Annotated in this window: 18 protein-coding genes, 2 pseudogenes and 1 riboswitch; of the genes and pseudogenes, 12 read left to right on the top strand and 8 right to left on the bottom strand. The window is 72.6% G+C overall.

The window, feature by feature from the left end; all coding sequences use genetic code 11:
* The first annotated feature begins 114 nt into the window (after positions 1–114).
* From KJS59_RS24080 to KJS59_RS24070, 3 genes are all read left to right on the top strand, one after another.
* Entirely contained in the window at positions 115–1,701 is a 1,587-nt protein-coding gene (locus KJS59_RS24080) for a SpoIIE family protein phosphatase (RefSeq protein WP_213455245.1), read from the top strand.
* Between the two features lie 72 nt (positions 1,702–1,773).
* On the top strand, positions 1,774–3,192 hold the full coding sequence (locus tag KJS59_RS24075) for an MFS transporter (RefSeq protein WP_213455244.1): 1,419 nt from the start codon (positions 1,774–1,776) through the stop codon (positions 3,190–3,192).
* 216 nt (positions 3,193–3,408) lie between these two features.
* The gene (locus KJS59_RS24070; protein ID WP_213455243.1) at positions 3,409–4,839 is read left to right on the top strand and encodes a carbohydrate-binding protein; all 1,431 of its coding nucleotides are present in this window, start codon (positions 3,409–3,411) and stop codon (positions 4,837–4,839) included.
* A gap of 209 nt (positions 4,840–5,048) precedes the next feature.
* Here KJS59_RS24070 and KJS59_RS24065 read toward each other — a convergent pair whose 3' ends face one another.
* Positions 5,049–5,237, bottom strand: a complete 189-nt coding sequence (locus tag KJS59_RS24065) for a hypothetical protein (RefSeq protein ID WP_213455242.1) — start codon at positions 5,235–5,237, stop codon at positions 5,049–5,051.
* Here KJS59_RS24065 and KJS59_RS24060 point away from each other — a divergent pair.
* Together KJS59_RS24060 and KJS59_RS24055 are read left to right on the top strand one after the other, a co-directional pair.
* Positions 5,218–5,502 (top strand): annotated as a pseudogene (locus KJS59_RS24060) (response regulator transcription factor); the annotation flags it as partial. The gene KJS59_RS24065 and the pseudogene KJS59_RS24060 overlap by 20 nt on opposite strands.
* A 118-nt stretch (positions 5,503–5,620) precedes the next feature.
* Positions 5,621–5,760: riboswitch (cyclic di-AMP (ydaO/yuaA leader) on the top strand.
* Positions 5,761–5,769: 9 nt separating this feature from the next.
* On the top strand, positions 5,770–6,792 hold the full coding sequence (locus KJS59_RS24055; RefSeq protein ID WP_213455241.1) for a coiled-coil domain-containing protein: 1,023 nt from the start codon (positions 5,770–5,772) through the stop codon (positions 6,790–6,792).
* Here KJS59_RS24055 and KJS59_RS24050 read toward each other — a convergent pair.
* The 4 genes from KJS59_RS24050 to KJS59_RS24035 all read right to left on the bottom strand — a co-directional run bounded on the left by KJS59_RS24050 (position 6,789) and on the right by KJS59_RS24035 (position 13,659).
* Positions 6,789–7,817 (bottom strand): LacI family DNA-binding transcriptional regulator, encoded by a 1,029-nt coding sequence (locus KJS59_RS24050; protein ID WP_249714810.1) that lies wholly within the window; start codon positions 7,815–7,817, stop codon positions 6,789–6,791. The two genes, KJS59_RS24055 and KJS59_RS24050, sit on opposite strands and share 4 nt — an antisense overlap.
* 172 nt (positions 7,818–7,989) lie before the next feature.
* The gene (locus tag KJS59_RS24045) at positions 7,990–9,099 is read right to left on the bottom strand and encodes a LacI family DNA-binding transcriptional regulator (RefSeq protein WP_213455239.1); all 1,110 of its coding nucleotides are present in this window, start codon (positions 9,097–9,099) and stop codon (positions 7,990–7,992) included.
* A gap of 38 nt (positions 9,100–9,137) precedes the next feature.
* The gene (locus KJS59_RS24040) at positions 9,138–12,095 is read right to left on the bottom strand and encodes a glycoside hydrolase family 3 protein (protein WP_283775869.1); all 2,958 of its coding nucleotides are present in this window, start codon (positions 12,093–12,095) and stop codon (positions 9,138–9,140) included.
* 370 nt (positions 12,096–12,465) lie between these two features.
* Positions 12,466–13,659, bottom strand: a complete 1,194-nt coding sequence (locus tag KJS59_RS24035) for an ROK family transcriptional regulator (RefSeq protein ID WP_213455238.1) — start codon at positions 13,657–13,659, stop codon at positions 12,466–12,468.
* A gap of 204 nt (positions 13,660–13,863) precedes the next feature.
* Here KJS59_RS24035 and KJS59_RS24030 point away from each other — a divergent pair, with 204 nt between their 5' ends.
* The 5 genes from KJS59_RS24030 (at position 13,864) to KJS59_RS24010 (ending at position 22,130) form a co-directional block, all read left to right on the top strand.
* Positions 13,864–15,546, top strand: a complete 1,683-nt coding sequence (locus tag KJS59_RS24030; protein WP_213455237.1) for an extracellular solute-binding protein — start codon at positions 13,864–13,866, stop codon at positions 15,544–15,546.
* Positions 15,543–16,568 (top strand): ABC transporter permease, encoded by a 1,026-nt coding sequence (locus KJS59_RS24025; RefSeq protein WP_213455236.1) that lies wholly within the window; start codon positions 15,543–15,545, stop codon positions 16,566–16,568. The genes KJS59_RS24030 and KJS59_RS24025 overlap by 4 nt, the downstream gene beginning before the upstream one ends.
* A complete protein-coding gene (locus tag KJS59_RS24020; RefSeq protein ID WP_213455235.1) occupies positions 16,565–17,500 on the top strand; it encodes a carbohydrate ABC transporter permease in 936 nt (311 codons plus the stop codon). Before KJS59_RS24025 ends, KJS59_RS24020 begins: the two co-directional genes overlap by 4 nt.
* A 159-nt stretch (positions 17,501–17,659) precedes the next feature.
* Complete coding sequence (locus KJS59_RS24015) at positions 17,660–19,663, top strand: beta-galactosidase (RefSeq protein ID WP_249714806.1); 2,004 nt, start codon at positions 17,660–17,662, stop codon at positions 19,661–19,663.
* 178 nt (positions 19,664–19,841) lie between these two features.
* On the top strand, positions 19,842–22,130 hold the full coding sequence (locus KJS59_RS24010) for a rhamnogalacturonan lyase family protein (protein WP_213455234.1): 2,289 nt from the start codon (positions 19,842–19,844) through the stop codon (positions 22,128–22,130).
* Positions 22,131–22,173: 43 nt separating this feature from the next.
* Here KJS59_RS24010 and KJS59_RS24005 read toward each other — a convergent pair whose 3' ends face one another.
* The 3 genes from KJS59_RS24005 to KJS59_RS23995 all read right to left on the bottom strand — a co-directional run bounded on the left by KJS59_RS24005 (position 22,174) and on the right by KJS59_RS23995 (position 23,355).
* Positions 22,174–22,572: a hypothetical protein gene (locus KJS59_RS24005; protein ID WP_213455233.1), complete on the bottom strand. Its 399-nt coding sequence runs from the start codon at positions 22,570–22,572 to the stop codon at positions 22,174–22,176.
* Positions 22,565–22,921 (bottom strand): hypothetical protein, encoded by a 357-nt coding sequence (locus KJS59_RS24000; protein WP_249714804.1) that lies wholly within the window; start codon positions 22,919–22,921, stop codon positions 22,565–22,567. Before KJS59_RS24000 ends, KJS59_RS24005 begins: the two co-directional genes overlap by 8 nt.
* Positions 22,922–23,031: 110 nt before the next feature.
* Positions 23,032–23,355 (bottom strand): hypothetical protein, encoded by a 324-nt coding sequence (locus KJS59_RS23995; protein ID WP_213455232.1) that lies wholly within the window; start codon positions 23,353–23,355, stop codon positions 23,032–23,034.
* Positions 23,356–23,545: 190 nt separating this feature from the next.
* Here KJS59_RS23995 and KJS59_RS23990 point away from each other — a divergent pair.
* Both KJS59_RS23990 and KJS59_RS23985 read left to right on the top strand, forming a co-directional pair.
* A pseudogene (locus KJS59_RS23990) lies at positions 23,546–23,861 on the top strand (DUF6879 family protein); the annotation flags it as partial.
* A gap of 883 nt (positions 23,862–24,744) precedes the next feature.
* Positions 24,745–25,335: reverse transcriptase domain-containing protein (locus tag KJS59_RS23985; protein ID WP_249714802.1), on the top strand; the 591-nt coding region annotated here is incomplete at its 3' end.

Below are 25,335 nucleotides of genomic sequence, written 5' to 3'. Positions count from 1 at the left end.
GCGGGGAACCGGGCCAGGGAATGGTGGCGGTCCGTCCGGGCCGGGGGGACGATGGGTAAGCGCCGCTCACCCTCCCCGGGCGCACCGCAGCCGGTTGACAAGGAGCTCATGGTCATGCCCCGCCGCCGGTCCGCGCTGGTCAGCGCGCTCGCGTCGCTGTTGCCGCTGGCGCCCGCGGCGTACGAGGCGTGGCATCCGCTGGAACCCGGTGTGGGCTCGGTCCCGCTGCTCGGCACCGTGCTGCTGGCCTGCCTGATCGGGGGACTGGGCGCCGGCATCGTCGCCACCCTGCTCTCCGGCGCGCTGTTCCACCTGGTCCTGCTGGAGCCGCGGTTCGCGACCCGGGTGAACCCGGAGGAGCTGCCGGCACTGGCCACGTTCGGGCTGGCCGCGCTGTCGGTCCTGCTGGCCTACGGCTGGCTGGCGCACGTCACCCGGCGCACCGAGCGGGCCTGGCTCGCCGCCGAATACCGGGTCGGCGCCGAGGAACGCCTGCGCCGCGAACTGGACCGCAGCCTCGCCCAGCTCAGCGCCGTGCTGGAGTCCTCGCCGCACGGCTTCGCGCTGCTCGACACCGGGCTCACCTTCCGGGGGGCGAACGAGGTGCTGGCCCGGGTCTGCGGGCTGACCGGCCGGCCCGCACCGGGCGACGCCGCCGAGGCGCACGGCCCGCTCGCCGGGCTGACCCTGGCCGACCTGGCGACCGTCCTGCGGACCGGCCGACCCGTGGTGGACCGGCCCGGCCAGGGTGTCGACGCCGACGGGGTGGTCCGGCATCTGCTGGCCAGTTGCTTCCCGGTCCGGCTACCGGACGGCGAGGTCACCGGGGTGGCGGTCCAGGTGATCGACGAGACGCAGCGGCGCACCCTGGCCGAACTGGAGGCGGAGGCGGTCCGGCTGCGGGAGACCGCCGAGCTGGAACGGGCCGCGCGGGAGGCGTCCCAGCGTGCGGAGCAGGCCCGCGCCGCGCTGGTCGCCGAGCACAAGGCGCTACAGATGTTCCAGCGCACCATGCTGCCGCGGCAGATCCCGACCGTGCCCGGCATCGACCTGGCCACCGCGTACCTGCCGGTCACCGACCGGGTGGACGTGGGCGGCGACTGGTACGACGCGTTCCTGCTGCCCGACGACCGGCTGGTCCTCGCCGTGGGCGACGTGACCGGCCACGACCTGCGGGCGGCGAGCATCATGGGGCAGGTCCGCAACGCGGTCCGGGCGTACGCGGTGGAGGACCCGCTCCCGGGCTCGGTGCTGTGCCGGGTCAACCGGCTGCTCGCCGGCCTGCCCGACCTGGACCTCGTGACCATGCTGTTCGGCGTGTACGACCTGAGCACGCACACCCTGGTGTGGAGCCGCGCCGGCCACCCCGGGCCGGTCCACCGCCGGGGCGACGAGATCACCATCCTGGACGAGCCGGGCGGCACCCTGCTCGGCGCGCTGCCCGGCGCGGCGCCGTACGAGGAGGGCAAGCTGCTCCTGGAGCCGGGCGACACCGTCCTGTGGTACACCGACGGGCTCACCGACCGGCGCGACGTCGACCCGGAGGCGGGGCGGGCCCGGCTGCGCGGCGCCGTCCGCTCCTGCCCGCCGGGCACCACCGCCGCCGAGCTCGTCAAGATGGTCCCGCGCGGCCTGCGCCCGCCCGGCGGCCCGGACGACGACATCTGCCTGCTCGCGCTGCGCCGCCTGCCCCCGGACTGACCCGCGACGAGCCGGTCGGCGCCGCGAGAGCGCTCCCTCGGGCCACCTCCGGATAGGGCAGGATGAGATCCCGTGCCCCCATCGCGCGCCGCCCGCGGCGTCCCCCTGCTCGCCCTCGCGTACGCCGGCTTCATCAGCCTCGGTCTCCCGGACGGCCTGCTCGGCGTCGGCTGGCCATCGATGCGACTGGACTTCGGCCAGCCCGCCGGCGCCGTCGGGTACCTGCTGGCCGCCGGCACCGTCGGCTACATGGCGTCCAGCGTCGCGGCCGGGTTCGTGCTGGCCCGGCTCGGCGTCGGGCGGCTGCTGGCGATCAGTACCGGCATGGCGGCCCTGGCCCTGATCGGATACGCGCTGTCCCCGGTGCTGGCCACGGTGGTCGGCTGCGCGCTGCTGCTCGGCCTCGGCTCCGGCGCCATCGACTCGGGGCTCAACGCGTACGCCGCCGAGCACTTCGGCGCCCGGCACATGAACTGGCTGCACGCCTCATTCGGCGCCGGCGCGACCCTCGGCCCGCTGGTCATGACCGGCGTGCTCAGCGCCGGTCTCGCCTGGCGCTGGGGGTACGGCCTGGTCGCCGCCGCGCAGGCGCTGCTGGCCACCGCGTTCGCCCTCACCGCCGGCGCCTGGGCCGCCCACCGCCGCGTCGCCGCCGCGCCGCTCGGTGAGAGCGTCGCCGCCGCGCCGGTCGGCGGGAGCGTCGCCGTCGCGCCGGTCGGCGGGAGCGCGCCCGCCGAGAGCGTCGCCGCCGCGCCGCTCGGCGGGAGTGTCTCCGCCGCGCCGCTTGGCGAGACCGTCGCCGCCGCGCTGGTTGGCGGGAGCGCGCCCGCCGGGAGCGCGCCCGCCGGGAGCGCGCCCGCCGAGAGCGCCCCCGCCGGGTCCGCATCGGCGCGCCCACCCGTCCGGCGCACCCTCGCGGTGCCCGCCGTCTGGTTCGGGGCCGCGATGTTCCTCTGCTACGTCGGCCTTGAGGTCGGCGCCGGTCTGTGGGCGTACACCCTGCTCACCGAGGGTAGGGGTGCGAACGCCCGGGTCGCCGGCCTGTGCGTCTCCGCGTACTGGGGCAGCCTGTTCGTCGGCCGGATAGTGATCGGCCTGCTCGGTGACCGCGTCGCCCCCCGGCACACCCTGGCCGCGTGCCTGGCCCTGCTGATGGCGGGCGCGGCGCTGGTCGCGCTGCCCGCCGCCTGGGTGGCCGTGCTCGGCCTGATCGTGATCGGCTTCGCCGCCGCGCCGATCTTCCCCCTGCTCACCCTCACCACCGCCGACCGGGTGGGCCCGGAGCACGCCGATCGCGCCATCGGCGTCCAGATCGGCGCTGCCGGCCTGGGCGGGGCCGTCCTGCCGACCGGCATCGGCCTGGCGCTGGAGCGCTGGGGTGCCGGCGCCCTCGGCCTCGCGCTGTTCGCCATCGGCGTCGCCGTGATCGTGTTCTACCTCCTGGCCACGGCCTCGCGCGGTGCCGGCCGGCGGCCGGCTGCCGCCGCCTGACATTGATGGGTGTTGACAAAGCCGAAGCCGAGCCGCAATCCTGAGAGAGCGCTCTCACGTCCTTCGCCCCGGGTCCACGCTCCGCCGATCTTGGACTTGTGCCGGGTGGTAAATGCCGCGGATCCACCCCGAACCAGGCACCACAGCTCCAAGATCGCCGGGGCGGGAGGCCCCGCACACCCGCCGGGGCAATCGCCCCGGCAGAGAGGCTTACCCATGAACGGATCCACGCGCGGCCTCGACGGGCGGCGACGGCGGACCCGGCGCCTGCTGGCGGTCGGGGTCTGCGTCACCGTGGTCGGGGCCACCCTCTCCACCGCCCTGGCCGCCAACGCCTCGGTCCCGCCCACCCCGTCGGGCTGGACGCAGGTGTTCCTCGACGACTTCACCGGCGCCGCCGGGTCGTTGCCGTCCTCGGCAAACTGGATCATCGACACCGGGCACAGCTACCCGGGCGGCCCGGGGAACTGGGGCACCGGCGAGATCCAGAACTACACCGCGAACTCGTCCAACGTGAGCCAGGACGGGGCGGGCAACCTGCGGATCACCCCCATTCGCGACGGCGCCGGCAACTGGACCTCGTCCCGCATCGAGACCGTGCGCACGAACTTCAAGCCACCGTCCGGCGGGGTGCTGCGGATCGAGGGCCGGATCCAAATGCCGAACGTGACCGGCGCCGCGGCGGCCGGGTACTGGCCGGCGTTCTGGGCGCTCGGCGCGCCATACCGTGGCAACTACCAGAACTGGCCCGCGGTCGGTGAGTTCGACATCATGGAGAACGTCAACGGGATCAACTCCGTCTGGGGCGTCCTCCACTGTGGAGGGAATCCGGGCGGGCCGTGCAACGAGACCAACGGCATCGGCACCAACCGGGCCTGCCCCGGCTCGTCCTGCCAGTCCGCGTTCCACACCTACCGCTTCGAGTGGGACGCGAGCGTCAGCCCGCAGCAGCTGCGCTGGTACGTGGACGGGCAGCAGTTCCACTCGGTGTCGCAGAACCAGATCGGCGAGCCGCACTGGTCCAACATGACCTCGCACGCCGGGTACTTCCTGCTGCTGAACGTGGCCATGGGCGGTGCCTTCCCGAACGGCGTGGCCGGCAGCGGAACGCCCACCGGCAGCACTCAGTCGGGCGTGCCGATGCTGGTGGACTACGTGGCGGTCTACACCAGCGGCGGGGGAACGACCCCGCCCACCAACCCGCCGACCAACCCGCCCACCACACCGCCGCCGGCCGGCGGGATCAACGCGTACGCCCAGATCGAGGCCGAGGCGTTCAACGCGCAGAACGGCGTGGGCACGGAGGCATGCAGCGAGGGCGGCCAGAACATCGGCTTCCTGAGCAACGGCGACTGGGCCCGGTATGACAAGGTCAACTTCGGCGGCACCCCCGCCCGCGACTTCGTCGCCCGGGTGGCTTCCGGCGCGGCCGGTGGCATCAGCGGGCTCGTCGAGGTGCGCCTGGACAGCCTCGGCAACGCGCCGATCGGCAGCTTCGCGATCGCGAACACCGGCGGCTGGCAGAGTTGGCGGACCGTGCCGGGCAACGTCTCCCCGGTGACCGGCACGCACACGGTGTACCTGACGTTCACCAGCGGCCAGCCGAACGACTTCGTCAACGTGAACTGGTTCAACTTCCGCACCTGACACCGCGAGCACCCGGCGGGGCGGTCTACCGTGGGGCGACCGCCCCGCCGGAGGTGCATCGAGCGCTCAGGACAGTTCCCGGCGGGTCAGCCGGTAGACGCCGGCGGCCAGAGGAACCGCGATCCACAGCGCGCTCGCGGTGGCCAGACTGGCCCAACCCTGCCCGGCCAGCGCGCCGTTGGTCAGCGGCTCGCTGGCGAACCCGAGGTTCAGCCACTGGGCCGGCGTGCGCGGCCGACCGCCTCGGCGCCGGCGTCCACGAGTCGGGCGCCGCCGGGCCCGGGCGAGCTGGCCAGCCCCGCACCCGCGAGGGCCCGTTCCAGCGCGGCCGGGTCCATCGCCCGCGCCAGGGTGCCGCTGCCGGCCAGGAGTTCCGCCTTGCTCTCCCCGGCGGTCACCCGCAAGCTCATCGCCCACGTGGCCGAGGCCGGCGTGGACGTCCGGCGGGAGCGGGCCCGGGCCCAGTTGGCCGGGCTCAGCGAGCGGGAGCGGGAGGTGGCGGTGGCGCTCGGCCGGGGCCGGTCGAACGCGGAGATCGGCGCCGAGTTGTTCATGAGCGTGGCCACGGTCAAGGCGCACGTCTCCCGGCTGCTGGTCAAGCTGGAGCTGAACAACCGGGTCCAGGTGGCCCTGCTGGTGCACGATGCGGGGTGGACCGGGTAACGCACGGTCACCAGCCTTTCCGGCAATACCGGACGTATCGCTCCGACCCGTGTCACTGCCCCCGGACTTCGGTACGCTCGGCCACGGCCACCGCGCCGGCGGCGCCCCCCGGCGCCCGCGGCGGCCGCCGCCGAATCGCCGACCCTGGCGAGCCGGGGAACCACCTGTTCCACCGGGGTGAATCCGCGCCGCGGCGCGGTAGGGATAGTTCCGTCCCGAACCCGTCAGCTAACCCGGTAGGCGGCCGACGGAGGGAACAGAACGACGATGCCTCGCGCCCGCCGCAGGATCGCTCGGTTGAGCGCCCTGCTGGCCGCACTGGTGCTGGCGCCCCTGGCCCTGTGGCCGGCGCCCGCGCTGGCGGCACCCGACCCCGAGGGCGGAACGCCCGAACTGCGCCAGCAACTGGAGGCCGCCAGCCGCGGCTTCCTCGACGCCAAGGCCAAGCTGGCCGCGTCGCAGAACCGCCAGAAGGACCTGGATGCCCGGCTGACCGAGGTCGAGTCCGAACTGGTCACCCGCAGCGCCACGATGGACCAGGTGATCCAGGCGGCGTACCGGCGGGGCCGGCTCGCCCCGGTCGCCGCGATGCTCAGCGCGAACTCACCCGAGGGCTTCCTGGACCGGGCCGCCGCCCTCCAGTCGGTGGCCGCCGGCGAGGACGCCAAGCTGCGCGCCCTGCTGGCCGCGAAGGACGAGGTGACCCGGGCCAAGACCGCGGTGGCCGCCGAGATCGCCCAGCAGAAGCGCCAGGTGGCGATCATGGAGACCAAGAAGAAGCAGGCCGAGGCGGCGATCGCCGCGGTCAGCACCGGCGCGGGCAGCGGCTTCGGCGGCTCCGCCGGCTCCGGGGGCGCCACGGCCAAGCCGGCGCCGCGCAACGCGGACGGCAGTTGGCCGGCCGAGTCCTGCTCGGTGAACGACCCGACGCCCGCGGACGGCTGCATCACGCCGCGCACGCTGCACGCGCTCCAGCAGGCCAAGGCGGCCGGCTTCACCCGGTACGTCTCGTGCTTCCGCAGCGGCGGGTCGGGCGAGCACCCGAAGGGGCGCGCCTGCGACTTCGCCGCCCAGCAGGGTGGCTTCGGCGGCGTGGCCACCGGCGGCGACAAGACATACGGAACGAACCTGGCGAACTACTTCATCCGCAACGCGGACCGGCTCGCCGTGCTCTACGTGATCTGGTTCAAACAGATCTGGCTGCCCAGTTCGGGGTGGCGCACGTACAACAGCGGGAACGGCGACCCGTCCAGCGACCACACCAACCACGTCCACCTGTCGGTGATTTAGCCGGGCACCGGGTCGGCGGTCGCCGCCCGCGCGGAGCTCTCGCCCACCCGCAGCTCGGTGGGCAGGGTCACCGTGGACGGCGGCCGCGACGGGTCGGCCAGCCGGTCGGCGAGCAGCCGGGCGGCGGCCCGGCCCAGCTCGTACGTGGGCTGCACGACCGTGGTCAGCGTCGGGCGGACCAGGCTCGCCCACGGGATGTCGTCGAAGGCCACCATGCCCAGTTCGTCGGGCATCCGCACGCCGCGCGCCACCAGGCAGCGGACGGCGCCGATGGCCATCAGGTTGTTGGCGACGAACACGGCGTCCGGCGGGCAGGCCAGCTCCAGCAGCGAGGCCATCGCCTGGTACCCGCCGGCCTCGCGGAAGTCCGCGTGCCGGACCAGTTCCTCCTCGTACGGCAGGCCGGCGGCGGCCAGGGCGTCGCGGTACCCGCGCAGCCGCTCGGTGGCCGTGGAGAGCCGGCGCGGACCGGTGACGCAGCCGATCCGCCGGTAGCCGGCCTGGACCAGGTGCGCGGTGGCCCGCTCGGCCCCGTGCGCGTTGTCGACCAGTACCGCGTCGACCGGTGTGCCGGCCAGTTCCCGGTCGACCGCCACCACGGGCGTGCGGGAGCCGAGCAGCCGGTGCACCTCCGCGGGGCGCCCGGACGGGGAGATGATCACGCCGGCCATCTGCTCGGCCAGGGCGGCGTCGATGTAGCGGTGCTCCTTGACCGGGTCCTCGTCGCTGTTGCAGAGCACCACCGAGTACCCGCTGGTCTGCGCGACATCCTCGACGCCGCGCACGAGCGTGGTGAAGAACGGGTTGCCGATGTCGGAGATGATGACCGCCCACAGGCTCGTGCGGTTGCGGCGCAGGTTGCGGGCCACGGCGTTGGGCCGGTAGTCCAGTTCGCGCATGGCCTCCCGCACCCGGGCCACCAGCGCCGGGTCCACCGAGGACCGGCCGTTGACCACTCGGGACACCGTCGCCGCGGAGACCTTCGCGCGTTGCGCCACGTCGTAGATGGTCGCCAACGCCGCCATCCTTTCGCCCGGAAACCAAACACAATTCCGCTCGGCGGCCCGTCGCCGCAACGATGATCCCAGATTTGGACGCTCCGTGGGGTTTTGGGGCGCGGTATGGGCGGCAACAGCAAACCGGCATGGGTGAGCGGTCGCCTACTGCCCTGGACCCGGCCTCGCCGCTGCGACCCGACTAGGCTCCCCGGTCACCCGTGGTGGCCGCCGCGATCCGCTTGTGGCCCGCGGCGGGGCGGCGCGGGTGCGCCGGCGGGTGGGCGGCGCTGGCCCGGAGTGTCAGGCGCGGGTCCAGCAGCGTGGCCTCCGGCACCGTCCCGCCATCGATCTTGTTCATGAGCAGCGCCACCGCCTGCCGCCCGACGTCCTCGGCCGGGATCAGCACCGAGGTCAGCGGCGGCGTGGAGCGCTCGGCCAGCTCGTCCGGGCAGATCGCCACGACCGACACGTCGTCCGGCACCCGGCGGCCGTGCGCGCGCAGCGCGGTCAGCACGTGGCCGACCGCCGCCTCGTTGTGCACCACCAGCCCGGTCAGCCGCGGGTGCCGGGCCAGCAGGTCGCCGATCGCCTCCCGTACGCCGTCGAACGTCTCCTCGCACGGCTGGGTGACCGCGGTCACGCCGTGCTCGGTGGCGGCGGCGCCGAACCCGTCCCGGGTGCGCAGCGCGAAGCCGGTGTGCCGCTCGTACACCACCGCCGGCGCGCCCAGCAGCGCCACCTCTCGGTGGCCGAGGCTGGCCAGGTGGTCCACGCAGGCCGCGCCGGCCCGGTAGAAGTCCAGGTCGACGCAGGTCAGCCCGGCCGGGTCGGCGGGGAAGCCGATCAGCACGCTGGGCCGCTCCAGCCCGCGCAGCAGCGGGACCCGGATGTCGTCCATCTCAACGTCCATCAGGATCAGCCCGTCCACCAGCGCGCTGGCCGCGATCCGGCGCAGCCCGGCCGGGCCCTCGTCCGCGGTCACCAGCAGCACGTCGTGGTCGTACGTGCGGGCGCTGGTCACCACCGCGGTGGCGAACTGCATCAGCACGGGCAGGTGCATGCCGGAGCGCAGCGGCAGCACCAGTGCGATCACGTTCGCCCGGTTGCTGGCCAGCGAGCGGGCGCCCGCGTGCGGGTGGTACCCGAGCTTGCGCACGCTGTTCAGTACCCGCTGCCGGGTGGTGGCCGAGATGGTGCGCTTGCCGCTGAGCACGTACGACACCGTGCTGACGGCGACGCCGGCGTGCCGGGCCACGTCGGCGATCGTCACCGTGCCGGTGCCGCCCCGCCCGCTTCCCGACGTCGCCACTACTCCTCCATGTTGTTCTTTTCTCTGGGATTTGCCGGCTATGCCGGCCCGGCGGCGCAGATGAGGCGGCTGAGCCCGATCCCGGCGGCCTCGAAGACCACGTAGAGGTCCCGCACGCCGCCGGGGCCGCACAGCCGCCCGTGGACCTCCGCCCAGGCGTGCCGCCCCGATGTGCAGGGTACGGCAAGTTCGGCCACGACCGCCCCGCTGAGCGGGTCGTCCACGCGCAGGACCAGCCGCGCCGGGGCCTGGTCGGCCCGGGCCACGAGCGCGGTGAAGCCGCCCACGCCGGTCAGGTCCACCGCCTCGAACGCCAGCCAGGCGCCCGGGTCCGCCGACTCGACCGCCTCGCCGGCGGCCGGCGTCTCCTCCCGCAGCAGCACCCCGGACTGGTCGTCGTGGTCGATCGCCTCCAGCGCCGCGCCGAGCACCCGCCGGGGCGGGATGGTCTCGCCCGCCACCTCGATGGTCGCCGCCCGCCGGATGTCGGCGGCCGACCTGCCGACCAGGATCTCGTGCCGGGCCTCCTCGACCGCCCACCGGCGGCGGGTCACGTCCCAGATGGCCAGGTCCCGCTCCCGGAACGCCAGCTCGACCGTGGTGCTCCCGCCGGGCGGCAGGCTGATCCGGCGGAAGCCGCGCAGCCGGCGCACCGGCTGCTTCACCCGCGACCCGCGCTGCCGCGTGTAGAGCTGAACCACCTCGTCGCCCGCCCGGTCGCCGGTGTTGGCCACCTCCACCGCCACCCGCACGGCCTCGCCCGCCCGCTCGACGCGCAGGTCGCGGTACTCGAACGTGGTGTACGACAGGCCGTGGCCGAACGGGTACAGGGGCGTGCCGCGGTAGTACATGTAGGTGGTCTCGGCGCCGATGATGTCGTAGTCCAGCAGGTCGGGCAGGTCGGCGGCGGAGCGGTACCAGGTCTGGGTCAGCCGCCCGGACGGGTCCGCGTCGCCGCAGAGCACCGCGGCGAGCGCGTGCCCGAACTCCTGCCCGCCGTGCGCCGACCACAGCACCGCCGGCACCCGCTCCTGCGCCCGCCCGATCGCGTACGGGTAGCTGCTGGTCACCACGAGCGCGGTCCGTGGGTTCGCCTCCGCCACCGCCCGCACCAGCGTCTCGTGCCCCGGCGGCAGTTCCAGGTCGGCGCGGTCCTCGGTCTCCCGCCCGTTCACCATCGGGTTGTTGCCGACCACCACGATCGCCACGTCCGCCTCCCGGGCGACGGCCGCGGCGCTCTCCACGCCCCCGCTGACCAGGTCGACGGTGAACACGGCGGCGTCCCGCGGCGCCTCGGCGGTGGCGGTGAGGGTGCCGCCGTCCACCCGGACGTACCGGTTCGAGGCCAGGTGGCACAGCGCGACCCCGCCGTCGTGGTCGACCAGCCGGAAGGTTTCCTTGACCACCCACCCGTTGGGGCGCGGCTGGTTGTTGACCAGCACGCCGCGCTCGTCCACCGAGACGTGCATGCCGTTGGCGACCGAGCGCAGGGCGTACACCCGCTGCCCCCAGTCGAACAGGTCGAAGCCGCCCCCGGCGTCCCCACCGGTCTGCAACGGGCCGCCCATGGGGGCCTCCGTGGCCGTCACGTAGGGCCCGTCGGCGCCCACCCGCAGCGCGACCCGGTCGAGCCCCTCGGCGAACGTGATCTCCGCGTCGGGCAGGCGCTCCCGCAGCCCGGCCAGCGCCGTCACCCCGTACGGCAGCGTGCCGCTGTACCAGTCCTCGTACAGCGTGTCCGCGAGCGGGCCGATGACCGCGATCCGCCGCTGCCCGACCGGCAGGAGGCCGTCGTTCTTCAGCAGCACGATGGACTGCCGGGCCGCCTCCCGCGCCAGTTCGCGGTGCGCCGCGCAGTTGATGACCTCCTCGGTGATCGCCGCGTACGGGTTCCACTCCGGCGGGTCGAACTCGCCCAGCCGGAACCGGATCGACAGCGCGTGCCGGGCCGCCTCGTCCACATCGGACTCGTCCAGCAGCCCGCGCTCCAGGGCCTCCGTCAGCCGGGCGGTCACCGCCGCGCTGTCCGCGTCGTCCTGGGTGAAGCTGTCCAGCCCGGCCCGGACCGCCGCCGCGTAGGCCGCCGGGTCGTCCGCGAAGTACCGCTGCGTCCCGGCCAGGTTCGACGGCGCGTACGCGTCGCTGACCACCAGCAGGTCGTCCCCGGTCCACCGGCGCAGTTCCGCGTTGATCAGCGGGGACACGTGCGCCGGCCGCCCGTTCACCAGGTTGTAGGAGGGCATCACGGCCACCGCCGCCCCGGCCTCGATCGCCGGCCGGTACGCCGGCAACTCGTACTCGCGCAGCACCCGCGGCGGCAGGTTGCTGGACGTCACGCAGCGGTCGGTCTCGTTGTTGTAGCCCAGGAAGTGCTTCAGCGTCGGGGCCGTCTTCAGGTACGTCGGATGGTCGCCGCGCAGCCCGCGCGCGTACGCGGTCGCCAGCACCCCGGTCAGCCACGGGTCCTCGGCGTAACCCTCCTCGTTGCGGCCCCAGCGCGGGTCCCGCAGCGGGTTCACCACCGGCGCCCACACGTTCAGCCCGGCGCCGGTCGGGTCCTTGTGATGGAAGCCGCGGGTCTCGTTGCCCACCGCGTTGCCCACCGCCCGGACCAGGTCCGGGTTCCACGTCGTGGCCAGCCCCACGGCCTGCGGGAACACGGTCGCCGGCCCGAGCCAGGCCAGGCCGTGCAGCGCCTCGGTACCGGTCCGGAAGGCGCCGACGCCGAGCCGGGGCACCGGCGCCTGGTACTGGTGCAGCAGCGCGACCTTCTCCGCGAGCGTCAGCCGGCCGAGCAGGTCGGCCACCCGCTCCCGGGGTGGCCGGGACGGGTCCCGGAACGGCAGGTCGGCGTGCCCGGCCTCGCCGCCGGGCCGGTTGGTCCGGCCGGCCGCGGTGCTGGCGGGGCCGGCCTTGTGGCCGGCTGCGGTGCTGGCCTCGTACCTGGCCAGGTGCCCCGGGTGGTTGGCCGGGTGGCTGGATGGCGCGGCGCCCACGGCGTGTCCTCCGATCGTCGCGCGGGACGTCGAAGCGCTTCGATGTTGCGCCGGACCCCCGGTCCGCGGTGTGGTGCGGCCGCCGCCCGGGTGGGTCCGCCGAGTCGAAGCGTTTCGACGACCGGCCGAAAAAGCGCCCCGCGGTAACGACTTTTCACGCTGCTACAACGGAGCCCTCTGAGGTTTGCATCACCTCGCCGCTCAGGTCAATACCCCGGCGGCCCATCAATACCTCCACCGTCCGCCACCCGACGTGCCGTTTTCCGGCGCGAACCGGACCGGCGAGCCGGGCCGGCGAACCCGCACGCCCGGCGCCGGACGCGTGTCCGGTATCGACGAAGGGCCGCCCGGGAGCGGGCGAGCGGGGCGGTTACCCGGGGTGGGGGAGGCGGCCGGCGTCCACCTGGTCGAGCACCTGGGCGGCGGCGCCCATCGCGGCGGCGTCGTGACCCAGGGTGGACGCGAGCAGGCGGGCGGCGCCCGGGCCGACGGCCAGGTGGTCCAGGCGGTGCTGGGCCGGGGGCAGGAGCCAGGGCGCCAGGGTGGCCAGGTAGCCGCCGAGCAGGACGACCTCCGGGTCGACGAGGTTGGCCAGCGCCGCGACCGCGGCACCCAGGTGGTGGCCGGCCTCCTCGAGCGCGGCGAGCACGGCGGCGTCGCCGGCGCGGGCATGGCGGAGCAGGTCGTCGACGGCGGCTTCCAGGTCGTCCACCGGCTCCCCGATGGTGCGGCGGATGATGGCGTCCACCGAGGTGTACCCGGTGAGGCAGCCGGTGCGGCCGCAGTCGCAGGGCGACCCGGCCGGGTTCACCTGGAGGTGGGCGATCTCGCCGGCGTAGCCGCGGTGGCCGCGCAGCGGGCGGCCGGCGGCGATGATGCCGGCGCCGATGCCGGGCTGGCCGGCCAGGTAGACGAGGTTCGCGGTGCCGGCGTGCGGGCCGTAGCGGTACTCGGCGGTGGCGGCGAGGGTGGCGTCGTTGTCGATGGCGACCGGGAAGGCCGGCTTGCCGAGGGCGCCGGTGAGCGTGTCGCGGAGGTTGACCTGCTCCCAGCCGAGGCTGGGGGACATGACGACGGTGCCGGTGGCGTCGATGGGGCCGGGGACGGCGACGGTGAGGCCGAGGATCTGCCGGCCGTCGCGGTGGAGCTTGGCCAGGGCGCGGCGGCCGAGGGCGGCGACGGTGGAGACGGCCTTGCCGGGGGTGGCGTCGGCGGGTTCGAAGGCGCGGCGCCAGGAGAGCAGGCGGGTGCCGGCGAGGTCGACCACGATGACGGTGAGGTGACCGGCGTTGACCTCCATGCCGACGGCGGCGTAGGGGGAGCCGTCGAGGACCAGTTGGGTGGCGGGGCGGCCGATGCGGTGCTCGGTGAGGCCGGTCTCGCGCAGCAGGCGGCGGTCGATGAGGTCGGCGACCAGGCTGGAGACGGTGGCCTTGTTGAGGCCGGTGCTGGCGGCGATGTCCGCCCGGGAGCAGGGCGCGTGCTGCCGGACGAAGCGCAGGACGACGGCCAGGTTGGTGGTGCGCACGTCGGTGAAGTCCGCGGGCTGGGGACCGGTGGACATGGTGATCAAGGGTAGACCCGGGTGCTCGTCACTCAACGGCCCTCCGCCGCACGCCGCCGGACCGGCGGCCGCCGTCTTGTGGCACCGGTCGTCGTCATCTACTTTGTAGTTCCCCGTATTTGTTTAGCCTACAGACTAACTAACTGTACAGCCCGCATCACCCCACCACATCCCCCCAGTTTCCTGACTCGAAGGGAGCGCTCGGTGACGGATCCCCTCGCGGGCGCGGCAACCAACCGCAGGCAGTTCCTGACCATGATGGGCCTCGGCGGCGCCGCCCTCGCCGCCGGGCCGATGCTCGCCGGGTGCAGCAAGGAGGCCGGCAGCAAGGGCACCGCCACCCAGGCGGACGCCATCCAGGCCGTGCTGCCCACCCGCAAGCCGCTGGACCTGCTACCGCCGGACATCAAGGGCACCGCCCCGATCCCGAACGGGTACCTGAAGTACCCGGCGAACCTGGTCGACGCCATCACCGACAAGCCGGGTACCAGCGGCAAGCCCATCAAGACCATGGCGCCGTGGTGGGGTCCGACCCCGCCCGGGCTCGGCAAGAATTCCTATCTGGCGGCCGTGAACGCCGAACTGGGCGTGCCGATCGACGCCAGCCTGCTGGACGGCAACACGTACGCGGACAAGCTCAGCGCCGTGCTCGGCGCCCGGGACGTGCCGGACCTGCTGGTCGCCCCGAACTGGGAGGTCGACAAGATCGCCCGGTTCTCGGACGCGGTCAAGGCGCTGTTCGAGGACCTCACCGACCACCTCAAGGGCGACGCGGTCAACGCGTACCCGATGCTGGCGACGCTGCCGACCGGCGCCTGGGAGTACTCGGTCTGGGGCGGCCGGCTCGCGGGGGTGCCGTTCCCCAACGACGGCCTGCCGTACTCCTGGGTGCTGTTCCACCGCAAGGACCTGGCCGACGCGGCCGGGTTGGCGGCGCCGAAGAGCATCGACGAGCTGTACGAGTTCGGCAAGAAGGCGACCAACGCCGGCAAGGGCGTCTGGGCGTTCGGGTCCATCTTCGACATGGTGCAGCAGTTCTACGGCGCCCCCGGGGTGCAGAACGGCTGGCGGCGCAAGGCGGACGGCAAGCTCGAGCACAAGTACGAGACCGAGGAGTACCGGCAGGCGCTGGAGTTCACCGCCAGGCTGTTCAAGGAGGACATGGTCCACCCGGACACGGTGGCGAGCAAGGGTGCGGACGAGAAGCAGCTGTTCAAGAGCGGCAAGATCCTGATGTACCAGGACGGCGGCGGCGCCTGGCGCGGCATGCAGAGCGAGCAGCTCCAGGTGCTGCCGAGCTTCAACATGCAACCGGTGCCGGTGTTTTCCGCGACGCCGGGCAAGGACCCGGTCATCTGGGGCACCGAGAAGCCCGTCTTCTGGACCTTCATCAAGAAAGGGCTCGGGCAGGAGCGCACCAGGGAACTGCTGGGCGTGCTCAACTGGCTCGCGACGCCGTTCGGTGGCAAGGAGTGGGAACTGCGCGAGTACGGCGTGGAGGGCAAGCACTTCACCCGCGCCGCGGACGGCGCGCCGGCGCAGACCGAACTGGGCCGCAAGGAGATCGGCTCGCAGTACAACTTCCTGGGTGGCCGGATGCCCGCGGTCGTGCAGACCCCGGACGTGCCGAACTTCGTCACCGACTTCCTGGGCTACGCCAACAACACCCTCACGTACCTGGAGAAGGAGTTCACCGCCGGCATCAAGCTGGAACTGCCGGCGAACTACTCCAAGGTGCTCCAGCCGACCGAGGACAAGATCGCCGATATCCTGCGCGGCCGGCGCCCGCTGAGCGACCTGGACCAGGTCGTGAAGGAGTGGCGCGGCAACGGCGGCGACGAGGGCCGCGCGTTCATCGAGAAGGCGCTGGCTGACAGCGGCCGATGAGCACCTCGGATCTGGTCGACGTCGCGGCGCCCGGTGACGACCGCCGGGCGCCCGCGACGCCGCCCCCGCGGCGGGTCGCCCGGCGCCGCAACCGGGCACCGCTGCGGGTGCGGTTGCGGCGGGACTGGCCGCTGCTGCTGATGACCGCGCCGGGCGCGCTGCTGCTGATCGTGTTCCACTACGTCCCGACGCTCGGCAACGTCATCGCGTTCCAGGACTACAACCCGTTCGCCGGGGACAGCGTGCTCGGGTCGTTCCTGAACAGCGAGTGGATCGGCTTCGGCAACTTCGAGACGCTGTTCAAGGACCCGGCGTTCTGGGACGCGGTCCGCAACACGCTCAGCATCACGCTGTTCCAGTTGGTGTTCTTCTTCCCGCTGCCGATCGCGCTGGCGATCCTGCTGAACAGCCTGCTCTCCGGGCGGGTGCGCGGGCTGGTGCAGAGCGTCGTGTACCTGCCGCACTTCTTCAGCTGGGTGCTGGTGGTCACGTTCTTCGTGCAGATGCTCGGCGGGGCCGGCCTGCTCGCGCAGGAGATGCGCCAGCATGGCCTGGAGCCGTGGAACATCATGACCAACCCGGACACGTTCATCGTGCTGGTCACCGCCGAGGGCGTCTGGAAGGACCTCGGCTGGGGCGCGATCGTGTTCCTGGCCGCGCTGGCCGGCATCGATCCGAACCTGTACGAGGCGGCCGCGGCGGACGGCGCCGGGCGGTGGCGCCGGCTGTGGCACATCACGCTGCCGGGGCTGCGCCCGATCGTCGTGCTGCTGCTGATCCTGCGGCTCGGCGACGCGCTGTCGGTCGGGTTCGAGCAGTACATCCTCCAGCGGGACGCGGTCGGCCGGCAGGCCGCCGAGGTGCTCGACACCTTCGTGTACTACCAGGCGATCGTCCCGCAGCAGTGGGGACTCGGCGCGGCGGCCGGCCTGTTCAAGGCGGTCGTCGGGCTGACGCTGGTGATCGCGGCGAACAAGTTGGCGCACCGCCTCGGCGAACAGGGGGTCTACCGCAAGTCATGACGACCGTCATCGCGTCGCGCCCCCGCCGGCCCGGCAACCGTCGCCCCGCGTGGGAGGAGAAGGCCACGCCGGTGGGTCAGGTGCTCAAGGGCCTGGTCCTGCTGGCGCTGGTGCTGGCCGTGCTGTTCCCCCTGTGGGCGGTGGTGGTGACCAGCCTGGCGTCCCGGCAGACCATCGACGCCGCCGGCGGGATGGTGGTCGTGCCGCGGGAGTTCGACCCGTCCGCGTACTTCACCATCTTCAACGGCGGCCAGATCAGCCGCGCGGTCTGGATCAGCACGCTGGTGACGGCCGGCGGCACGGCGGTGAGCCTGGTGCTGACCGTGCTCGCCGCGTACGGCCTGTCCCGGCCCGGGTCGGTGGCGCACCGGCCGCTGCTGTTCCTGTTCCTGCTGACCTTCCTGATCTACCCCGGCCTCGTCCCCAGCTACCTCGTGGTGACCAGCCTGGGGCTCAAGGACAGCCTGTGGTCGCTGATCCTGCCGACCGCGATCAGCGCGTTCAACCTCGTGGTGGTGCGGGCGTTCTTCATGAACGTGCCGAGCGAACTGCTCGACAGCGCCCGCATCGACGGCGCCGGGGAGTGGTACATCCTGACCCGCATCGTGCTGCCGCTGTCGAAGGCGGTCGTGGCGGTGGTCGGCCTGTTCTACGCGGTCGGCTACTGGAACGCCTACTTCAACTCGGTGCTCTACATCGACACCAGCGACAAGTGGCCGATCCAGCGGGTGCTCCAGACGTACATCCTGGCCGGGCAGTCGCCGAGCGTCACCGGGGCGCCGGTGAACATTCCCGGCGTGACGGCGTACCCGCCGACGCTCGCGGTCAAGATGGCCGTCGTGGTGGTCACGGTGGTGCCGGCGGTGATCGTGTACCCGTTCGTGCAGCGGCACTTCACCAAGGGCGTCATCACCGGCGCCGTGAAGGGCTGAGCGGTGCTCGCCGAGGGGGTCCGGCGCCCACGCCGGCCGGACCCCCACGGCACTACCCCCACCAAAGGGCAGCCAGGGGCCGCGCGGGTGGCGCGGGCGGGGGAGGTAGCCCTTATTTAGTTTTGACCCTAAACGAACGAACGTCAATGGGGAGGGCCGGTGCGCGGTGGGCCGTGGTTCGGCGGGGACTACAACCCGGAGCAGTGGCCCGCCGAGGTGTGGACCGAGGACGCCGACCTGATGCGCCGGGCCGGCGTGAACCTGGTCTCGCTCGGCGTCTTCGCCTGGTCCCGACTGGAGCCGGCGCCGGGCCGGTTCACCTTCGACTGGCTCGACCGGGCGATGGACCTGCTCGCCGGCGCGGGCGTCGGCGTCGCGCTGGCCACGCCGACCGCGTCCCCGCCGCCCTGGTTCAGTCTCGCTCACCCGGACGCCCTGCCGGTCACCGCCGGCGGGGTGCGTCTCAGCCACGGCAGCCGCGACACGTACTGCGCGAGCGCCCCCGCGTACCGGGACGCCGCCCGCCGGATCGCGGGGGCGCTCGCCGACCGGTACGCCGGCCACCCGGCGCTCGCGATGTGGCACGTGCACAACGAGTACGGGACGATCTGCCACTGCGACCACGCGGCCGGCGCGTTCCGGCGGTGGCTGCGGCGCCGGTACGGCGGCCTGGACGCGCTGAACGAGGCGTGGACGACGGCGTTCTGGAGCCAGCACTACGCAGACTGGTCGCAGATCCTGCCGCCGCGCGCCACCCAGTACCTGCCGAACCCGGCGCAGGTGCTCGACTTCCGGCGGTTCTGGTCCGACGAGCTACTCCGGGCGTATACCGAGCAGCGGGACCTGCTGCGGGCGGCGACGCCCGGCACCCCGGTCACCACGAACTTCGTCTTCGGCGGCTGGGTACCGGTGGACCACGCCCGGTGGGCGGCCGAGGTGGACGTGGTGGCCGTCGACCACTACCCGGCCGACCCGGGCGCCGGGGCGCCGGAGGAGATCGCCTTCGCCGCCAACCTGGCCCGGTGCTGGGGTGACCGGCACGGGCGGCCGTGGCTGCTGGTCGAGAGCGCCCCGAACCTGATCTACACGGGCGACCGGATGCACACCAAGGAGCCCGGCCGGCTGAAGCGGCACGCCCTCGGGTACGTGGCGCGCGGCTCGCGGGGCGCGATGTTCTTCCAGTGGCGCGCGCCGAGGGGTGGCGCGGAACGGTGGCACTCGGCGCTGGTCCCGCACGCGGGCGCGGACAGCCGCGTGTACCGCGAGGCGGTCGACCTGGGCGCCGCGCTGGGCCGGTTGGGGGAGGCCGCCGGTGAGCCGGTGGCCGCGGACGTCGCGGTGCTGTGGGACGCCCCGTCGTGGTGGGCGCTCCAGGCGCCCGGCCTGCCGTCCACGCACATCGACTACCTGGACGCGGTACGGGCGGTCCACCGGGCGTTCTGGCGGGCCGGCAGCACCGTCGACTTCGCCGTCGCGGGGACCGCGCTGGACCGGTACCGGATGGTTGTCGTGCCGAACCACTACCTGATGCCGGACGCGGTGGCCGAGCGCCTGCGGGCGTTCGCCGCCGGCGGCGGCCACCTGGTGGTGACGTACCTGAGCGGGATCGCGGACGAGTGCGGGCGCGTCCGCCTGGGCGGGTACCCCGGCGCCCTGCGGGACGTGCTCGGCATCCGGGTGGAGGAGTTCCACCCGCAACCGCCGGATGCCACCGTGCCGCTGTCGGGCGGGCTCACCGGGCGGCTGTGGCGGGAGACCGTGTACCTGGCCGGGGCGGCGGCCGTCGAGTACTACACAGAGGACGGTGGTGCGGAGGGTAGTGGCGCGGCGGGCGGTGGCGCGGCGATCACCCGCCACGGCACCGCCTGGTACGTCTCGACCGCCCTCGACGACGACTCGTACCGCCGGCTGCTGACCCGGGTCGCGACCGAGGCCGGGGTGGCGCCCGCGCCGTCCGGAACCCCGGCGGGGGTGGAGGTTGTGCGGCGCGGCCGGTACCTGTTCCTGCTGAACCACACGGCGGAGCCGGCCGAGATCCCGGCGACCGGGGTGGAACTGCTGACCGGCGAGCCGGTGACCGGGTGCCTCACCGTGCCCCCGGGTGAGGTGGCCGTCCTGCGCCAGCCCGGCGGGGCGGCCGTGGCAGGTCCGCCGCCGCACTGACGTTTATATATTGAAATATATAGAAGTATGCGGGTAGTATGGGGGCGCCTGGCGCCGCGTCCGTCTGCCCGCACGCCGGCCCCGCGACCCGCGCCGCCCCGCCGGGGTACGCACCGGGCCGCGACACCTTCCGTGCGCAAGATCCTGTTCTTGCCCGTCCCCCGAGGGAGACAACGTCATGCGCATGTCCCGCAGCCGGCGCGGCGCCCTGATCGCCGCCGGTGCCACGCTCGCGGTCACCGCGGGCGGCCTGGTCACCGCCGGTGTGGCCGCCGCGGCCGCCGGATGCTCGGTCGCCTACTCGGTCGACAACCAGTGGCAGGGCGGCTTCGGCGCGAACGTCACCATCACCAACCTGGGCGACCCGGTCAACGGGTGGACGCTGACCTGGTCGTACACGGCCGGGCAGACGGTCACCCAGGCGTGGAACGCCACGGTCACGCAGGCCGGCGCCCAGGTCACCGCGAAGGACGCCGGCTACAACGCCGCCATCCCCACCAACGGGACGGCGTCCTTCGGCTTCAACGGCAGCTGGAACGACGCCAGCAACCCGGTGCCCGCGAACTTCGCCCTGAACGGAACCGCCTGCACCGGCTCCACCGGCCCGACGACCGGCCCGACGACCAGGCCGCCCACCACGAACCCGCCGACGGGCAACCCGCCGACGAGCCCGCCCACCAACCCGCCGGGCGGCGGCGTACCGACGAACCCGCCCACCGCCGACTCCAAGCAGCTGGAGAACCTCAACCGTGGCCTGATCAGCGTGCGCAGCGGCAGCGGCAACTTCGTGAGCTGGCGGCTGCTCGGGTACGAGCCGCAGAGCACCGCCTTCAACCTGTACCGGGGCTCGACGAGGGTGAACTCGTCACCGATCACCAACTCGACGAACTACCTCGACAGCGGGGCGGCGGCGGGCGCCTCGTACACCGTGCGCGCCGTGGTGAACGGGGCCGAGCGGGCGGCGTCGGAGGCGTCGCTCCAGTTCGGCAACGGCTACCTGGACGTGCCGATCCAGCCGCCGGCCGGCGGGACCACCCCGGACGGGGTCGCCTACACCTACGCGGCGAACGACGCCTCCGTCGGGGACCTGGACGGCGACGGGCAGTACGAGATCGTCCTCAAGTGGGACCCGACCAACAGCAAGGACAACTCGCAGTCCGGCTACACCGGCAACGTGTTCGTGGACGCGTACCGGCTCACCGGCAGCCGGCTGTGGCGCATCGACCTGGGCCGCAACATCCGGGCCGGCGCGCACTACACGCAGTTCCAGGTGTACGACTACGACGGCGATGGGCGCGCCGAGGTGGCCATGAAGACCGCCGACGGCACCCGGTCCGGCACCGGCCAGGTGATCGGGTCGTCGACCGCGGACTACCGCAACTCCAGCGGGTACGTGCTGAGCGGCCCCGAGTACCTGACCATGTTCAACGGGCTGACCGGCGCCGCCATGTCCACCGTGGACTACGTGCCGGCGCGGGGCACGGTCTCGTCCTGGGGCGACTCGTACGGCAACCGGGTCGACCGCTTCCTCGCCGCCACCGCGTTCCTGGACGGGCAGCGGCCCAGCGTGATCTTCTCGCGCGGGTACTACACCCGGACCGTGATCGTGGCCTGGGACTTCCGCAACGGCGCGCTGACCCGGCGCTGGACCTTCGACTCGAACTCCGCCGGCAGCCAGTACACCGGGCAGGGCAACCACAACCTGGCCATCGCCGACGTGGACCAGGACGGCCGGGACGAGATCATCTTCGGCGCGATGTGCGTGGACGACAACGGCTCGCCGCTGTGGAACACCGGCAACGGGCACGGTGACGCCCTGCACGTGGGCGACCTGGACCCGAGCCGGCCCGGGCTGGAGGTGTTCAAGGTGGACGAGGACGGCAGCAAGCCGTCGTCCTTCTTCGCCGACGCCCGCACCGGCCGGATGCTGTGGACGACGTCGCCCAACGGCGACAACGGCCGCGGCGTCTCCGGCGACATCTACGCCGGCTCGCCGGGCGCCGAGTCGTGGTCGTCCGCCGCGGACGGGCTGCGCAGCACCACCGGCGCGAACATCGGCCGCAAGCCCGGCTCGACGAACTTCCTCGCCTGGTGGGACGCCGACCCGGTCCGCGAACTGCTGGACGGCACGCACATCGACAAGTACGGCACCAGCGGGGACACCCGGCTGCTGACCGCCAGCGGCGTGCACTCGAACAACGGCACCAAGAGCACGCCGTCGCTGTCCGGCGACATCCTCGGCGACTGGCGCGAGGAGGTCATCTGGCCGACCACCGACAACACCGCGCTGCGGATCTACACGACCACCGCGGTGACCGACCGGAAGATCCCGACGCTGGTCCACGACCCGCAGTATCGGTCGGCGTTGGCCTGGCAGAACACCGCCTACAACCAGCCGCCGCACCCGAGCTTCTTCATCGGCAACAACATGCCCACCCCACCCCAACCCCGCATCTACGTCCGCTGACCCCACCCGCTCTCCCACCCCGAGGGGTGGGAGAGCGGGTGGATCAAGGGCGGGTGCGGCGGGTGCGGTAGAGCCAGGCCAGGCCGAGGACGGGCAGGACGAGGGGAACCCAGCCGTAGCCCCTGCCGTAGCCCGACCACACCGAGTCGTCCGGGAAGGCGGCGCGGTCGGCCAGGCTGAGCGTGCCCACCGCCAGCACACCGAGCAGTTCGACCGTGCAGCACACCAGCGCGATCCGCCGCCCCGCCCGGCCGCCCCGGACCAGGCCGTAGGTCGCCACCAGGTAGACGACCGCCGCGAACGCCGACAGCAGGTAGGCCAGCGGGGCCGCGCCGAACCTGGTGGCGATCTGCACCCCGGCCCGGGCGCCGGCGGCCAGCGCGAACAGCCCGTACACGAAGATCAGCACCCGGCCCGGGCCGGTGTTTAGCCGGTCAGCCATGCCAGACCTGGCCGAGCCGGACCACCAGCACGGGGACGATGAGGGCGGCGCCGCAGACGGTCGTGCTGCCCCAGCGCGTCGGCTCCATGCGGGCCAGGGCGACACCGGCCGGCGGCAGCAGGAGCGTGGTGAGCAGGTACCCGATGAACGTCGCCGTCTCGGCCGGCCGACCACCGCCGATCACGTCAACGAGCACCCCGACGGACAGTGCCAGCACGGCGGCCTCCACCAAGCCGAGGCCGACCACCTGAATCCGGCCGGGCGGGCGGTCCACCAGCGCCTCGACCAGCGCGTACACCGCCACCGCGAGGGAGACGACGTAGACGATCGCGGACAGCACCGAGTTCACGATCGGTGATGGTACTCAGGGTCGGCCCCTGGCCGCGCGGGCGGCGTACTCCCGCGGCCGGATCGGGCCCAGCGTGCGGGCTCGGCGTGCGGGGGCTCGGCGTGCGGGGCTCAGTTCTCGCCGGCGCGGGCGGCGTACTCCAACAGCAGCCCGCCGAACACCCCGTTGAGGTGCCCGCAGTCCCGGCAGGCCAGGTGCTCGTCCAGCCGGCGGCCGCCGCACGCGTCGCACGGCCCCTGATCCTGCGGGTCGCTGTACCGGCACAGCGCCTCGTACAGCGCGTGCGCGGCGTGCTCGGTCAGCGCGAACGAGCCGCGGCGGTGGCCGGCACGCAACTCGACGGTCAGCGCCGGGCGGCCGTGCGGCTCGGGGTCGAACGGCTCGATCCGGCTGAGGAACTGCTCCATCGCCTCCAGCGGACTCTGCGGCGTCATGCCGATCACCCTAACCCCTCCCGGTCGCGGCGGTCCCCCGGTAGAACCACCCGAAACAGGGCGCGACCGACCCGCGCCGCCCGCCGCCACCAGCCCGGAAGATCGCGGAGCCTCCAGCGGCCCGCCAGGCCCATGCTCGCGATCCACCGGATGGAAGGGCGCCACGGCGCGTGACGGTTGCTGACGGGCGTTGACCAACCATCTGCCCGTCAGCCAGCGGCGGTTTCGATCTGAGCGGAGACCCGCTTTAGACCTGCGGGCACGTTCGAGCGGTCCAGCCTGCATCTATGTATACGGTACCGCCGTTGATCTGCCCCAGATGGCCAAGTGGGCGGCTGGCGAGCCGGATGATCTCGCATGGCTTGGCGACTGGTGCGCAACGCTGCGCCGCCACGTCGCGGCCGGCAGAACCGTGCGCCGGGCGCGCATCGTGTCCGAACCCCTCAGCGACTATCAGCGGTGGTGTACAGCATTGCGGTCCGATGGTGGATGCCGGCGAAGACATCTGTCGAACCTGGGCGTATCTGCTCGCGACGTTGGCCGGGCAGCACTGACCACAGCGCACCGGGCGGCGCTGCTCCAGCCAGCCGGGGCCGGAGAACCACCGCAATTCGACCAGGCCCTCACCCTCCTCGAATTCACGCCATGATCTTGAAACGACGTGTGCCACGAACATGGAGGGAGTCAGTGGTGTAGGTAGCTGATTTCTGATGTGGTGCTGCACGGGAGATGAAGGTTGGCCCTTCGGAGTTGCCCTCGCCGGGGAGGCTTCAAACCACCTCATGCTGCGTTGGCTGAAGACCGTCTTGTGAACACGAACGTGGAGGTGGGCTTGGTGATCGATGGCGAGTCCGCTGGCTGCGGTGCTGTACGAGTGATGGAGGTTGGTTGGCCCTCCGATATCGCCCTGCAGGGGGAGGTATCAAACCAGCGTGCGCTGCGGCCGTTAACGGCGGTGCGTGGTGAGCGGCACGAGAAAAGGCGCGCGGTGAGCGCGTCAGGTGTGGTCCGGGAAGATGGCGGGAAATATCTGCCGCAGACGCGTCGAGATCAAGCTCAGTTGACATCGAAACCAGGGCCTGACGGTTGCTCTGGGATTGGCCTGGGGGATACCTGTTTACCGCCCGGGTGGTGTCCGGCGTACAGGCAGCATGAGCCCGGACAAGGCTCTCGTATGGAACGTGTGAAGGTGTCGCCTCGGAACTGACGCCAGGGGTGGCGGCGAGAGGGAGAACTCCAAGCGGAAGAAACCGTGAGGGGCTGAGTACCGGTCGCGAGGCACGCTGGCGGACTGGCCCGTAGTAGCCGTGAAGCCCGGTAATGCGGGTGGAGCCAAGGGGCTGGGTCGCTCTGGTTGATGAATGTGGCCAACCGGAAGGAATGAACCACATGACTGAACCGATGTTGCAGGGTAAGACGCACGACATTCCGAAACGGCTCGTGTGGGATGCGTGGCTGAAGGTGAAGGAGAACAAGGGAGCGGCCGGGGTTGACGGTGTGACGATCGAGCGGTTCGAGGCTGGCCTGCGGGGAAACCTGTACAAGCTGTGGAACCGCATGTCGTCGGGATCGTATTTCCCTGGCCCGGTCCGCGCGGTGGAGATACCGAAGAAAGGAGGCACAAGAATCCTCGGCATCCCCAATATCGTCGACAGGATCGCACAGACGGTAGCGGTACTGGCGTTGGAGCCGGAACTGGAGAAAGTGTTCCATGACGACTCCTTCGGGTATCGGCCTGGGCGTTCGGCTCTGGATGCGGTCGCGGTATGCCGGGAACGGTGTTTCAAGAACGACTGGGTGATCGATATGGATATCAAGGCATTCTTTGACTCGATGCCCTGGGATCTGACGCAGAAGGCGGTCGCGCATCACACGGACTCGAAATGGGTTCTGATCTACGTGGAGCGTTGGCTGAAAGCCTCGATGCTGATGCCCGACGGCACCCTGAACCACCGGACAATGGGAACACCGCAAGGCTCT

This window comes from Rhizomonospora bruguierae (assembly GCF_018397995.1).
Taxonomy (GTDB): Bacteria; Actinomycetota; Actinomycetes; order Mycobacteriales; family Micromonosporaceae; genus Rhizomonospora; species Rhizomonospora bruguierae.
Note: the sequence above shows the minus strand (reverse complement) of the source record. Positions and strands in the feature narration are given on the sequence as shown.

Bases quoted from the DNA above. Each gene is read 5' to 3' on its own strand.
- KJS59_RS24080 (WP_213455245.1), top strand. From the start codon at position 115: ATGCCCCGCCGCCGGTCCGCGCTGGTCAGCGCGCTCGCGTCGCTGTTG.
- KJS59_RS24070 (WP_213455243.1), top strand. From the start codon at position 3,409: ATGAACGGATCCACGCGCGGCCTCGACGGGCGGCGACGGCGGACCCGG.
- KJS59_RS24055 (WP_213455241.1), top strand. From the start codon at position 5,770: ATGCCTCGCGCCCGCCGCAGGATCGCTCGGTTGAGCGCCCTGCTGGCC.
- KJS59_RS24050 (WP_249714810.1), bottom strand. From the start codon at position 7,817: ATGGCGGCGTTGGCGACCATCTACGACGTGGCGCAACGCGCGAAGGTC.
- KJS59_RS24035 (WP_213455238.1), bottom strand. From the start codon at position 13,659: ATGTCCACCGGTCCCCAGCCCGCGGACTTCACCGACGTGCGCACCACC.
- KJS59_RS24025 (WP_213455236.1), top strand. From the start codon at position 15,543: ATGAGCACCTCGGATCTGGTCGACGTCGCGGCGCCCGGTGACGACCGC.
- KJS59_RS24020 (WP_213455235.1), top strand. From the start codon at position 16,565: ATGACGACCGTCATCGCGTCGCGCCCCCGCCGGCCCGGCAACCGTCGC.
- KJS59_RS24010 (WP_213455234.1), top strand. From the start codon at position 19,842: ATGCGCATGTCCCGCAGCCGGCGCGGCGCCCTGATCGCCGCCGGTGCC.
- KJS59_RS24005 (WP_213455233.1), bottom strand. From the start codon at position 22,572: ATGGCTGACCGGCTAAACACCGGCCCGGGCCGGGTGCTGATCTTCGTG.
- KJS59_RS23995 (WP_213455232.1), bottom strand. From the start codon at position 23,355: ATGACGCCGCAGAGTCCGCTGGAGGCGATGGAGCAGTTCCTCAGCCGG.